Origin of the sequence: Bacillus sp. FSL W7-1346, assembly GCF_038593335.1 — a bacterium.
Taxonomy (GTDB): domain Bacteria; phylum Bacillota; class Bacilli; order Bacillales; family Bacillaceae; genus Bacillus; species Bacillus altitudinis.
This window is the reverse complement of the sequence record NZ_CP151988.1, coordinates 2,858,284-2,870,070: the sequence shown is the minus strand read 5'-3', so window position 1 is coordinate 2,870,070 and position 11,787 is coordinate 2,858,284. Positions and strand designations below refer to the sequence as shown.

The 11,787-nt window shown below is 40.7% G+C and carries 16 protein-coding genes; 14 read left to right on the top strand and 2 right to left on the bottom strand.

Going from position 1 to position 11,787, the window contains the following annotated elements; translation table 11 throughout:
* Nucleotides 1–63 precede the first annotated feature (63 nt).
* Entirely contained in the window at nucleotides 64–807 is a 744-nt protein-coding gene (locus NST09_RS14940) for a (S)-benzoin forming benzil reductase (RefSeq protein ID WP_342493555.1), read from the top strand.
* 144 nt (nucleotides 808–951) lie between these two features.
* Nucleotides 952–1,485 carry an HD domain-containing protein gene (locus tag NST09_RS14935; RefSeq protein WP_216099122.1) on the top strand — a complete coding sequence of 178 codons (534 nt, stop codon included), beginning with the start codon at nucleotides 952–954 and terminating at the stop codon, nucleotides 1,483–1,485.
* On the opposite strand, the gene NST09_RS14930 is transcribed toward NST09_RS14935, so the two are convergent.
* Entirely contained in the window at nucleotides 1,482–2,966 is a 1,485-nt protein-coding gene (locus tag NST09_RS14930) for an alpha/beta hydrolase (RefSeq protein ID WP_216099121.1), read from the bottom strand. The genes NST09_RS14935 and NST09_RS14930 overlap by 4 nt on opposite strands.
* 180 nt (nucleotides 2,967–3,146) lie before the next feature.
* Between NST09_RS14930 and NST09_RS14925 the strand changes: the two genes are divergently transcribed.
* From NST09_RS14925 to NST09_RS14885, 9 genes are all read left to right on the top strand, one after another.
* Nucleotides 3,147–3,383: a YuzF family protein gene (locus tag NST09_RS14925; RefSeq protein WP_003213721.1), complete on the top strand. Its 237-nt coding sequence runs from the start codon at nucleotides 3,147–3,149 to the stop codon at nucleotides 3,381–3,383.
* 184 nt (nucleotides 3,384–3,567) lie between these two features.
* Nucleotides 3,568–4,671, top strand: coding sequence for an AI-2E family transporter (locus NST09_RS14920; protein ID WP_008345881.1), 1,104 nt, complete (start codon nucleotides 3,568–3,570; stop codon nucleotides 4,669–4,671).
* Between the two features lie 68 nt (nucleotides 4,672–4,739).
* Nucleotides 4,740–4,961, top strand: a complete 222-nt coding sequence (locus tag NST09_RS14915) for a spore germination protein (RefSeq protein ID WP_008345880.1) — start codon at nucleotides 4,740–4,742, stop codon at nucleotides 4,959–4,961.
* Between the two features lie 101 nt (nucleotides 4,962–5,062).
* Nucleotides 5,063–5,284 (top strand): spore germination protein, encoded by a 222-nt coding sequence (locus tag NST09_RS14910; RefSeq protein WP_008345878.1) that lies wholly within the window; start codon nucleotides 5,063–5,065, stop codon nucleotides 5,282–5,284.
* Between the two features lie 94 nt (nucleotides 5,285–5,378).
* Nucleotides 5,379–5,627: a YueH family protein gene (locus NST09_RS14905; RefSeq protein ID WP_008345876.1), complete on the top strand. Its 249-nt coding sequence runs from the start codon at nucleotides 5,379–5,381 to the stop codon at nucleotides 5,625–5,627.
* 27 nt (nucleotides 5,628–5,654) lie between these two features.
* Nucleotides 5,655–6,062: a YueI family protein gene (locus NST09_RS14900; protein ID WP_007500468.1), complete on the top strand. Its 408-nt coding sequence runs from the start codon at nucleotides 5,655–5,657 to the stop codon at nucleotides 6,060–6,062.
* A gap of 60 nt (nucleotides 6,063–6,122) precedes the next feature.
* Nucleotides 6,123–6,674 carry an isochorismatase family cysteine hydrolase gene (locus tag NST09_RS14895; RefSeq protein WP_008345872.1) on the top strand — a complete coding sequence of 184 codons (552 nt, stop codon included), beginning with the start codon at nucleotides 6,123–6,125 and terminating at the stop codon, nucleotides 6,672–6,674.
* Nucleotides 6,675–6,691: 17 nt separating this feature from the next.
* Nucleotides 6,692–8,161: a nicotinate phosphoribosyltransferase gene (locus tag NST09_RS14890; RefSeq protein WP_007500472.1), complete on the top strand. Its 1,470-nt coding sequence runs from the start codon at nucleotides 6,692–6,694 to the stop codon at nucleotides 8,159–8,161.
* Between the two features lie 140 nt (nucleotides 8,162–8,301).
* Complete coding sequence (locus tag NST09_RS14885) at nucleotides 8,302–9,528, top strand: HDOD domain-containing protein (protein ID WP_017358938.1); 1,227 nt, start codon at nucleotides 8,302–8,304, stop codon at nucleotides 9,526–9,528.
* Between the two features lie 36 nt (nucleotides 9,529–9,564).
* Here NST09_RS14885 and NST09_RS14880 read toward each other — a convergent pair whose 3' ends face one another.
* Nucleotides 9,565–9,918 (bottom strand): hypothetical protein, encoded by a 354-nt coding sequence (locus tag NST09_RS14880; RefSeq protein WP_019744042.1) that lies wholly within the window; start codon nucleotides 9,916–9,918, stop codon nucleotides 9,565–9,567.
* A gap of 505 nt (nucleotides 9,919–10,423) precedes the next feature.
* Here NST09_RS14880 and degQ point away from each other — a divergent pair.
* The 3 genes from degQ (at nucleotide 10,424) to comX (ending at nucleotide 11,787) form a co-directional block, all read left to right on the top strand.
* Nucleotides 10,424–10,564 carry a degradation enzyme regulation protein DegQ gene (gene degQ, locus NST09_RS14875; RefSeq protein WP_003213123.1) on the top strand — a complete coding sequence of 47 codons (141 nt, stop codon included), beginning with the start codon at nucleotides 10,424–10,426 and terminating at the stop codon, nucleotides 10,562–10,564.
* A 151-nt stretch (nucleotides 10,565–10,715) separates the two neighbouring features.
* Nucleotides 10,716–11,639, top strand: coding sequence for a polyprenyl synthetase family protein (locus tag NST09_RS14870; protein ID WP_017367962.1), 924 nt, complete (start codon nucleotides 10,716–10,718; stop codon nucleotides 11,637–11,639).
* The gene (comX, locus tag NST09_RS14865) at nucleotides 11,617–11,787 is read left to right on the top strand and encodes a competence pheromone ComX (protein WP_017358941.1); all 171 of its coding nucleotides are present in this window, start codon (nucleotides 11,617–11,619) and stop codon (nucleotides 11,785–11,787) included. Before NST09_RS14870 ends, comX begins: the two co-directional genes overlap by 23 nt.

The following is an 11,787-nucleotide window of genomic DNA, read 5'->3' as shown; positions in this document are numbered from 1 at the left end:
CAGATTGCTTGATGTGATACCGATTCACTATTTAAAATAGTGTTATCAAGGGAGGAGATTGTCATTCGAATTTCAATCGTCACAGGCGGATCAAAAGGATTTGGTTTAGCACTTGTCAAACAGCTACTTTCACGTGGGGATAACGTGTATACCGCTGCAAGAAGTGAGTCGCCACTATCCCACCCACACCTCACGCATTCACAGGTTGATCTCACTGATGAGGAATCGGCTGCAAAGTGGCTTCAGGGCATCTTGTCCTCGCAAACTCTCGCAGACGCTGATGACGTCTTGCTTGTCAATAATGCAGGAATGGTCACTCCTATCAAGCGTGCAGGGCAAGGCGGAGAAGATACGCTTCATCAGCATTATACGCTGAACCTTGTCATCCCTGTTTTGCTCAGCCATGTGTTTGTGAGGGAGACACAATCCTTTGAGGGGAAGAAAACCATCGTGCATCTTTCTTCTGGGGCAGCTAAAAACCCGTACAAAGGATGGAGTGCCTATTGCAGTTCAAAAGCAGGGCTTGATATGTTTATGAGGACTTTACATGAGGAACAGCAGGACGAAGCATATCCTGTCACCACGTTTTCCTTTTCACCCGGTACGATTGATACGGATATGCAGGGAGAGATTCGGAAATCCTCCAAACAGGACTTTGAACAAATTGAGCGGTTTCAGCAATTACATGAAACAGGTACGCTAAAGAGCCCAGATGAAGTGGCCGGTATTTTACTAGACCTACTAGCAGATGACCCAGCTAGCGGTTGTGTATACGATGCCCGTGAGTATGAAAAAAAGCAGTCATAACGGCTGCTTTTTTCGTATTGTACAAGCAAAGATAGCTTATCGAGCATAAGCTAATTTTGAGACTCATCGGAAATATGACAGAACATTTGAGTTTCTTTTCAGAATATGTTAGGATGCTAAAAATATAGATAAGGAGGGGTTTCCATGAGAAAGGTTACATTAATGGATGTTTACACCCATCCAGTCGCTCAAAAATATTTAAATCGTTCAGGAAAAGCCCACGCCATTGCTTGTGCTTATCACGCATTAAAACTGGCGATGCAGGCGGGGATTAACCCGGATCTTGCTGTGAAAGCAGCACTCTTGCATGACATCGGCCACTATGAATGGTATACAGCAGGCGGAGAATGGGATTACGAGACATATAGACGAAATGATATTCATGCCATTAAAGGGGCAGAGCGGGCACATAAACTGCTCATACGGCTCGGCGAGGAACCAAAAGCAGCCAAAGAGATTGCCCTTGCGATTTTGCTTCACACAGATTCATATTTGCCAGAGGGCGACCTGCATAAGGACACACTCCAGCAAATTGTGAAGAAAGCAGATGAAATGGACGAAGAGCCTGGTGGACACCATCATTACAGACAAATAGATGAATCACTTGCGCTCAAAAAAATTGCTGATTTGGATGAGAAGGTGCAGCAGGCGCTTCAGCCCATGAAACGCTCTGTTTAATATGGAATATCTCCATGAATCGTTCCGTGCTGATCCACATACAATGTGCGGATCACAGTACGGTTAAATGCCGACGTCCCTGACGCAGTAAGACCTGTGTAATGAACCGTGACGGAATAAGCACCTTCTTTTTTCAATTGAACGGCAGATGAAGAGCTCGTTTTCAGTGGATGATCCTTCTCGGCATCTTTAAAATAAGTGGTCTCTACAGTTTTGCTTAATCGTTTAATCAGCTTGCTCGAATGTGTCGATGCATCTCCTGATTTCGCTGCAGCGATTTTGATTTCTTCATTCAATGGTGAATCAAAGGATACAAGTAGCAAATAAGGATCCTTTTTTCCTGAATTTGATCGAATCGTCCATTTTCCTGGAACGGGTTTATTGATTTGCACATGGTGTGAATAGGCGCCTTCATATGGGAATGATGATTCGGATGTCGTCAAATTGGTTAAGACATCTCCATTTGGCGCAACGATTTCCGGATTGGCTTCCTGTCTTTCATTTAACCACTGAATCGATAGGCCATTCGTTCCTTCCTCTACATAGAACGCTTCTGTTTTATCCTTTTCACTTTCTCCACCTTTCACATAAACGTTTGTATTTAGCTCCGAAGAGACTGGTTCTTGCTCTTGTTCGTCTTCACTTTCAGCGCTTGTGGTACTTGCACGCAGCTGTGCCTGAAATACGGGGAACATGCTTGTGCCGTTTTTGATCGAAAAGTGATCCCATTTTCCTGTTAAAATATTGTTTGCATATGCTAGCTTTGTGCTGCTGACCGTCACAGCGCCATCGTTTGCACCAAAGCTTTTTAAATACATGCCGCCTAAATAAAGCACTCCGCCAAAGGTTCCCCAATCTGAACCAGAATAGGTTACATACTTATGAGGGAACGTCTCCAGCTGGTCGGTTTCACTTCGAAAAGCTGCCATCATCCCGGTTTGCAGAGAATAGAGCGCGTCGCTCTTTTGTCCAAGGATTTGCGCAAGCCAGCTTCCGCCTTTGCTATAGGCTAAATCCGCAAGCGGCGTCCCATAGTGTGGAGAGCCAAGTGTGATGACTTTCTCTACATATGGATGAGCGTTGTAATACACGAGGGCAGCCTGCGTATCCACTCCGCCTTTACTATGACCGATTACGATCAGTTTTCTGCCGAAAAATTCATAGATTTCTTTTAACTTTTCTGCTAATAGTTTCCCATTCTTTTTCATGTCCTGATCTGGATACAAATCTATGAACGCGCTTTCGTATCCGTTCAGAACAGCTTGTTTTGCCATATCGTTTCGATCAGACCATGTGGAGGAAGAACTGTTTATGCCATGAACAAAAACAAGTGGGGGTTTTGACAGGTCTTTTTGTACCGGTTCTTCTCCTTTAAACCACTTCCCTGGTGTACCAGGTGCATCTCCAATTGTGCCTGCGTGCGCATAACTTGCAGAGGATAGTAAGAGCATGACAGCAACGATACAGATTAATTTTTTCAAGATCATTCACCTCTTCAAATAATTTAAGATGTTGGCAGCACCAATCTATTATACTTCTAAAAATTGTAAAAAAATACGAAATGTAAAAATACGGTAATAATGTTGTGGGTTTGCTGAGTGACACTCACATGGGTCATTGCATACGCTGTGGGTAAATACACAAGTAAAGGGGCAGGTAGCATGGCACAACAAGGAAGTCCACAGCTTGTTTCATTAGTTGATCCATATGTTTATCAAACATTGCAGAAAGTAGTCGGTATGAGATTGATTGTTCAAACAGTGAAAGATACAGTACGTGGAAAGTTGAAGGAAGTGATGCCGGATCATATTGTGATTGAGGCGGGGGCAAAATCAGTGTTTTATGTGCGGATCCAGCAAATCGTGTCGGTGATGCCTGATCACAGTGAAAGAGTGTAGCAAGCAGACGCACAGGTGTCTGCTTTTTTCAATGCTTACAGAATGTATATCTGGAAAAAGTGCATGATATACCAATTGTTCTTTTTTTTTCAAAAAATATGGTTCTAAAACAAGAAGCAGTTGACAGAAGGTGGGTTGAATAGTAGTTTTTTAATAAGGTCAATACGTAACAGGAGGAGCATCTTTGTTAAAATCTAAAGTTCATTTTTGGACATTCCAAATATTACTGGTTTTACTGATTGTGTATGTATCAACAAAAGTTTCGTTTTTATTTCAGCCGATCATTTTATTTGCTTCAACGTTGTTTGTTCCTATTTTACTGGCAGGTATTCTCTTTTTCATCTTTAATCCGATTGTACGATTTTTGTCGAAGAAGATACCTAGGACGCTCGCCATTCTGATTATTTATCTCCTATTCATCGGGCTTATCACGTTTGTTGTCAATGCTGCTGGACCTGTCATTGTCACGCAGGTGGGTGGACTTGTCAAAAGCTTCCCGGGGTATGTCACGGACATGCAGAAATTTATCAACGATTTCTCGCATTCTAAAACATTTACGTGGATGATGAACCAAGATTATGTGTCTGTTTCGAAGTTTGAACAGTCGATCGTTTCGACATTAAAAGATTTACCGGAAAATATTGCTTCCAGTATGTCGGCGGTGTTTGGCGTGATTGCGAATATTGCTCTCGCTGTCATTACCGTTCCATTCATTTTATTTTACATGCTAAAAGACGGGCATAAGTTTCCGGACAAGCTCGTTCAATTTTTGCCAATGCCTTACCGTAAGGAAGGATTGAAGATTTTTAAAGAATTAAACGATACGCTTGCTGCTTACATACAAGGGCAAATCGTTGTTTGTTTATTTGTCGGAGTTGCTTGTTTTATCGGATACTTATTAATTGGTGTGAAATATGCGCTCATTCTCGGCATCATTATTGCGGTGACAAACGTCATTCCATATCTTGGGCCATATCTTGGTGCGGCACCAGCTGTGCTCATTGCTTTTCTTGATTCGCCTGGAAAAGCGGTTGTGACTGTTATTGTCATTCTTGTTGTTCAGCAGATCGATGGAAACGTCATTTCTCCATTGATCATTGGAAAACGTCTCAACACACATCCGTTAACAATTATCTTGCTATTAATTGGGGCAGGAAGTTTTGGCGGAATCCTTGGCATGATTTTTGCTGTTCCTGTCTATGCGCTGCTGAAAGCCATCACACTCAATATTGTCAGATTGGTTCAGCTGCGTCAGCGCTCTCGAAAAGAACAGCATTTAAACGTTTAGGGCAGATGCACAACTTTTCCCTTTTTGCATAACATAACTCACATAAGCGAATAGGGAGGAGAAGGAAGATGCCTGCGATTGTTGGACCCATCCATATTGAGTCTTTAGGCGGAAACGGCTCGGCTACTTTTGGTGACGTTCTCGCCATTGCCCCTTTGGCTGTAGATCACTCGACCGGTGGAGCGGGAGCTTTTAATTCAGGTGATTATATGTCCCTGACAAGCGATCCGAATGCCACCATGCTTTGGGACTTTACACTGTTTGGCCAGCCTCAATCATTTAATGCATAAAAGACAGCTGATCATAGGACATATCAGCTGTCTTTTTTATGTTGGATAGACACGTATTGTTCCGCTAGGCATATGATGAGGGTAGTAAAGGTGGTGGAAAGATGCCAGCAATTGTTGGACCCATTCATATTGACCGTGTCATAGGAAACGGTTCTGCACATTTCGGCGATGTGTTTGCCATTTCGCCAAAAAGTGTGGATCATTCCGCTGGTGGTTCAGGCACCTATAATGCAGGAGACTTTGTTCAATTTTTCAACAATCCGAACGTCACATTTGTGTGGGATTCAAACCTCATCAGCCAGCAAAAGAGCTTTAACGCATAGCCAGCTTTGAAAGGGTCTCCTTTTCAGAAGCTGTCTTTTTTTATGGTACAATGGATAGAAGAAGGAAGAAGAAAAAGGGGGGAAAACACATCAAATGAAAATAAGAAAAGCGCATCTGACAAGCGGGCAACCAACAACCTACAATGTATATTTACATGAAAATAAAAAAGAATATAAAACGCTTGTCGCTGTACCTGATATGGAATGGAGTATTTCTATCGCGTATGAAGACGAAAAAACGCAGCTTGAGCAAGCACTAGAACAATCTTTAAACAAAAGAGTAGAAATAGACGAAGCCCGTGAACTTGCACAAAAAATTGTGCACTGGGTCACAGAAATGTAAATTCAGAAACCAGGAGTGAACACAGCAATGAAAGAAGAATCCGTAGACTTTTATTTGCAGCAAGGGATATTTGGACATGCTGAAACAAAACCCGATGAACGAAGAATGTTTCTCGGCTCATTAAGAGAACGTGCTCTTCTCGCTCTGACAAAAGGGCAAGTATCGAGACATAAATCGTATCAAGAGGTAGAGCAAGTATTGAAGGCAAACCGAGAGGCCACTGTTCTTTTAAATGGTGAATTGTCATATGCTTCTTATTCTCCATATGTCAAAATGGCAAATGCCGCTGGTTGTTCTTTTAAAGTGGTCAACCATCACGAGTCACATTCACCTTTTGGTCTTGTGATAGAGGTGCCGCATGCGATCAATCAAGAGCACATCTATATAGAAGATGAGCTTTTTCAAAAAGCTTTTTCTCGTGAATCTGTTGAATAGGTTTCCCTAGTGAAATGAATAAGCTATAATGATTCAAAAGAGCATATGGGAGAGATGCGGATGGGCAAAGCATTGATTTGTATTGATTATACAGTTGATTTTGTTGCAGACGATGGAAAACTGACGTGCGGAAAGCCTGGACAGGCGATTGAGTCGAAGATCACAGAGATCACTTCTTCATTTATTGATGAAGGACACTTTGTTGTTTTTGCCGTCGATCATCATGAAGAGCAAGATCCATATCATCCAGAGACAAAGTTATTTCCGCCCCATAATATTCGCGGGACAGAAGGAATTGAACTTTACGGAAAACTAAGTTCACTATTTCACACGTCAACACATTTAAATCATGTCTATTATATGGAAAAAACAAGATACTCTGCTTTTGCAGGCACTCAATTAGAAATGAAACTACGCGAGCGTGGCATCACTGAACTTCACCTAGCCGGAGTGTGTACCGATATTTGTGTACTTCATACAGCTGTTGATGCGTACAATAAAGGCTTTGAACTTGTGATTCATGAGAATGCCGTGGCGAGTTTTAATGAAGCGGGGCACGAGTGGGCACTTTCTCACTTTGAGCATACGCTTGGTGCGAAAGTGGTTAAGTAAGGGAAGGAGAATGGAAGTTGGAGCATCGGTTTATTGACGACAGTTTATCACTACATACAGATCTTTATCAAATTAACATGGCAGAAACGTATTGGAGAGACGGCATTCATGAGAAGAAGGCAGTCTTCGAACTCTTCTTTAGAAAGCTTCCATTTGACAACGGCTTCGCTGTATTTGCTGGTTTAGAGAAAGCGATTGAATATTTATCGGACTTCTCCTTCACCGAGAGCGACCTTGCATATTTAAAAGATGAACTCGGTTATAAAAGCGATTTCATTGAATACTTAAGCGGATTGTCTTTTACAGGGACACTTCATTCAATGCGAGAAGGAGAAATTGTCTTTGCGAATGAACCTATTATGCGCATCGAGGCAACACTTGTTGAAGCGCAGCTAATTGAAACGGCACTGCTCAACATCGTGAACTTCCAGACGCTAATTGCAACAAAGGCGGCTCGTATTAAAGGAATCATTGAAGATGAGACAGCATTAGAATTCGGAACAAGACGTGCGCATGAAATGGATGCAGCGATGTGGGGAGCAAGAGCAGCACTGATCGGCGGATTTCAGGCAACAAGTAATGTCCGTGCAGGGAAACGCTTCAATATTCCCGTATCAGGCACCCATGCCCATGCCCTTGTACAAGCATATCGCGACGAATATACTGCATTTAGAAAATATGCTGAAACACATACGGACTGTGTCTTTTTAGTGGATACATATGATACGGTCAGATCAGGCATTCCAAATGCGATTAAGGTAGCGAAAGAATTCGGAGACAAAATCAACTTTATTGGGGTCAGACTTGATAGCGGAGACCTTGCCTACTTGTCTAAAAAGGCGAGAACGATGCTGGATGAAGCTGGATTCCATGACGCCAAGGTCATTGCATCAAGCGATCTTGATGAACACACCATTATGAACTTAAAAGCACAAGGTGCAAAAATTGATGTATGGGGTGTTGGAACGAAACTGATTACCGCATTCGATCAGCCAGCTCTTGGTGCTGTATATAAGCTTGTATCGATTGAAGAAAACGGTCAGATGAATGACACGATCAAAATTTCTTCTAACCCAGAGAAAGTGACAACACCAGGCCGTAAACGAGTGTATCGCATTATCAATCAATTGAATCATCACTCTGAGGGAGACTACATTGCCCTTGAAGAAGAAGATGTTCAAAGTGAAGATAAGCTGAAAATGTTCCATCCAGTTCATACATTTATCAGCAAATTTGTGACAAATTTTGTGGCAAAGGACCTTCATGTCCCAATTTTTGAACAAGGGAAGCTGGTGTATGATAATCCAGATATCCAAACGATTCAAGCATATGTGCAGGACAGTCTCGGACTCTTCTGGGAGGAATACAAACGAATCAGCAAACCAGAAGAATACCCAGTCGATTTGAGTCAAAAATGCTGGGATAATAAGATGCAGTTTATCCATGATGTGAAAAATAAAATCAAAAAAGAGCTTTATGAAAGCTGATTACCCCGGGAAAGGAGATCATCAAGCCAGATGGTCTCTTTTTTTTCATGTTGGACGATTCAAAATGAACCTTATGGGCAATCATTTGGTATACTGAAGGCACATCTTGTTTGTCATTGCATAAAGGAGGAATGGAGCAGTTGAGGGTGTTTGTTGCAAGGCAGCCTATTTTTAACAGAAAAGAACAAGTCGTATCATACGAGCTGCTTTATAGAGATAGTGAAACCAATACATATAGCGCTGAAGATGGTGATCAAGCGACAACGGACCTCATTATCAATAGTTTTTTAAACATTGGCATCGAAACACTGACAGAAGGAAAACGATGCTACATCAATTTCACCGAAAGCTTGCTTTCGTCTGATCTGCTCACTTATTTTGATCCACATCAGCTTGTGATCGAAATATTAGAAAATGTACCGATTACCCCGGCACTTATTATGAGATGTAAGCAATTAAAAAAGTGGGGATACACGATTGCGCTCGATGATTTCTTTCTGAGCGGAACACATTTTCATGACAAGTTACTCGATGAACTCCTCTATTGCATTGATATTTTAAAAATTGATTTTCTGAAAACAACATGTAAAGAACGAAGAGACATTTTACATACATATAAAAAGTATCGACTTCGATTCCTTGCTGAAAAGGTAGAAACGCGAAAAGAATATGAAGAAGCGTTAGAAGCTGGCTTCCATTTGTTTCAAGGATATTTCTTTAGTGAGCCGCACGTCATTTCGGGACGAGCCTTATCGACTAGCTTCCACGCATACCATCAGCTATTGAATGAGCTGAGCAAGGAGCAGCCGAATATTCAGACCGTGACGCATTTTATAGAAAGTGATCTTTCTCTTTCATATCAATTATTAAAAATGCTGAATTCTGGCGGCATGAGACGTCTTTATCAAATCAAGAGTATTCGTCAGGCGATTATCCTGCTTGGGTTTAATGAAATACGGCGATGGATCTTTATCCTTTCATTTAAAGAACTAAATGTCCAAGCCAACTCAAGCCAAAAGGAAATCATCAAAATGTCGTTCATTCGTGCCAAAACGTGTGAACTCATTGCTAGTCGGACTGAACGAGAGCATCCCGCTTCTTATATGCTAACAGGTATGTTTTCACTCATTGATACGCTTGTCAGGGCGGACATTACTGAACTTGTGAAAGAACTGCCTCTTTCGGATGAAGTAGGTGAGGCACTGCTTGGCTATGAAAATGACTATTTCCTTGTGTTAGACGTTGCCAAACGTATTGAACGAAATGAATGGGATGATGAGATGTTAGGTGGAAGTCTCCCTAAGCAGGAAGCCTACGGCTGTTATATAGAAGCCATTGAATGGTGTCATAAAATGTTTGAATCTTAAGAAAAGCCGCTCCCACTAGAGCGGCCTTTTTCTTTGTTATCCCCACTGTAAAAGTAGAAAAAGCCTGCTGGAAGAGAGGGATAAGTAGATGCGGATGCCTTCTGGACTAAAGCGGATATCGATATTGCTTTTCACCCCAATCTGCTTCAGCATTCGAATCACACTTGCGGTGTCAGCACGTTCAGCAGCTTCCATGATTCGCTGTCCAAACGAAAGCGAACCGGAAATCTGCTGTGTAATGAGGGATGCATCAGCCACGAGACGGGTTGATTCCTTTGCAGCCTTTTGAAACGCATGAGCATCTACTGGAGGAAAAGTCATAGGTGTTCGCGGGTATGCGTTCCCCATTGCGGGAACCTGCAAAGGCGGATAAGGAACATAGTAAAACACATGGTCACCTCTTCTCTCATTGAAGTGAATTTGGACGGATATCTGTTCTAAATGTATGAAGAAAATCCGAATAAAGAATCAAAATGATCTTTCTACCTTTGCATATTCATCATAAAAATAGGTACTTTTGCGGTCAATTTCGGTGAATGTCGCCAAAAAATTGCGGTGTCTACAGTAGAGCCTGTCGTCTGACCTATAACATGAAAAACCGAGGAAATAGAGGGGATCGTATGTTCTGTATCGTGAGAATTGTGACGAATGATGCCTGTTCATGTCGCAAAAATGACATATTTCCTTTGAAATTGAGATAAAAGTATCATTTGAAAAGTCTGAAAATGATGAAAAAAGACCTATTGAATTTTGCGGTATCACGCACACATTTTGTGCATACTTTTCGGTGAAAAAATACTCAATAGCATTTACACTGTTAGTAACAGATCAAATACTTATGACCCAATCAACATACACAAATACATTGATCTTCCAAAAAAGGAGAGTGGAATCGATGGAAAAGTATGAAATCGAAGAACTTAAACAACTATTATGGAAACTTGAAAACGAAATTAGAGAAACAACGGCTTCTCTTCATAACATTAACAAAAGCATTGATCAATACGACAAATATGAATATGTGAAAATTTCTTAAAGACTTGATAACCATCAAGTCTTTTTTTTATCCAAATACATACAAAAAAAGGATATATTATTATATAATTGTTAAATAGTGATGTCAGTGGACATTTGCTTATTTCTTTTTAGTAAAATAAGAGGCGAGAGGGTGAGGATCAAGATCGAGTATGCTAAACTATCTAGAGAATACAAAAATCAAGCAGAAAATGTCTGATTTTATTCAACATGCAGTCAGGCAAAATGATTTACAAAAGCTGCTTCTCGAATTTACAGATATAAAGAATGAATTTCCTTTTGGACAATTGGCTTACCAACATTATGAGGCATTTGGCGGACAAGACGAGCAAGCGATTACAAAACTGGCAGCAGGGATTGAACTTCTCATCTTATCTGCCGATATATTAGATGATATTGAAGATCAGGATAATGATTCGTATCCTTGGATGAAATGTCAGAGCGGAATTGCGATTAATGCGGCGAATGTTCTCTTTGCATTGAGTTTTGATGTGTTTTCAAAGCTTGATCATGGAGCGAAGCTTTTAAACAATGTATATTCTTATTCCATTCAGTCAATGCAAGGGCAGCATATAGATATGACACTGGAGCCAGAGAATGAGCAGGATTGTTTAAATATCATGAAATTAAAAGCAGGGTCACTGTTTGTGTTACCTTGTGTGTTAGGTGTTGTTTTGGCAACAGGTTCTTTTGAAAAGAAGGTAGAAGAATATGCTTATTACCTAGGAATGGCGGAACAGCTTGAAAATGACTATCTAGGTCTTTTTAATAAAGATAATATTGACTTTAAAAGAATGCAAACATTACCGCTAGTTTACTTGAAAAATGAATTTAATCCATCTAGTTCAGACTTGCTCAGTTATTTTCAATCAAAGGATAAGAGTGCCGGCTCTGAAGAATTAAAGGATAAATTAAAAAAATCTGGTGCTCAACAATATGTATTTATTATGAGAAACCTTCTCAGAAATAAGTTTAAAGAAGCATTCAAGAAACTACATTTAGAGGCTTCAAAAAAGAAAAAACTGATACTTTTTTTAATTGGAGATGGAGAAGATGAAAATTCAGGAATTGGTTAGTTATTTAGTGGAGAATCCTTCAACATTAAATCAAATCGCTAATGGGAACGCATCATTGCTTCACGTTGATCAAGAAACTGCAAGTATTATTGTTGACGGATTCCAGAAAGAAGACGTTATTAAAGCAATCATATGGGCAACTGCTTGA

Excerpts from the sequence above, each read along its gene's own strand:
- NST09_RS14905 (WP_008345876.1), top strand. The coding sequence starts at position 5,379 with ATGAAAATAAGAAAAGCGCATCTGACAAGCGGGCAACCAACAACCTAC.
- NST09_RS14935 (WP_216099122.1), top strand. The coding sequence starts at position 952 with ATGAGAAAGGTTACATTAATGGATGTTTACACCCATCCAGTCGCTCAA.
- NST09_RS14895 (WP_008345872.1), top strand. The coding sequence starts at position 6,123 with ATGGGCAAAGCATTGATTTGTATTGATTATACAGTTGATTTTGTTGCA.
- NST09_RS14870 (WP_017367962.1), top strand. The coding sequence starts at position 10,716 with ATGCTAAACTATCTAGAGAATACAAAAATCAAGCAGAAAATGTCTGAT.
- comX (WP_017358941.1), top strand. The coding sequence starts at position 11,617 with ATGAAAATTCAGGAATTGGTTAGTTATTTAGTGGAGAATCCTTCAACA.
- NST09_RS14915 (WP_008345880.1), top strand. The coding sequence starts at position 4,740 with ATGCCTGCGATTGTTGGACCCATCCATATTGAGTCTTTAGGCGGAAAC.
- NST09_RS14900 (WP_007500468.1), top strand. The coding sequence starts at position 5,655 with ATGAAAGAAGAATCCGTAGACTTTTATTTGCAGCAAGGGATATTTGGA.
- NST09_RS14910 (WP_008345878.1), top strand. The coding sequence starts at position 5,063 with ATGCCAGCAATTGTTGGACCCATTCATATTGACCGTGTCATAGGAAAC.
- degQ (WP_003213123.1), top strand. The coding sequence starts at position 10,424 with ATGGAAAAGTATGAAATCGAAGAACTTAAACAACTATTATGGAAACTT.
- NST09_RS14925 (WP_003213721.1), top strand. The coding sequence starts at position 3,147 with ATGGCACAACAAGGAAGTCCACAGCTTGTTTCATTAGTTGATCCATAT.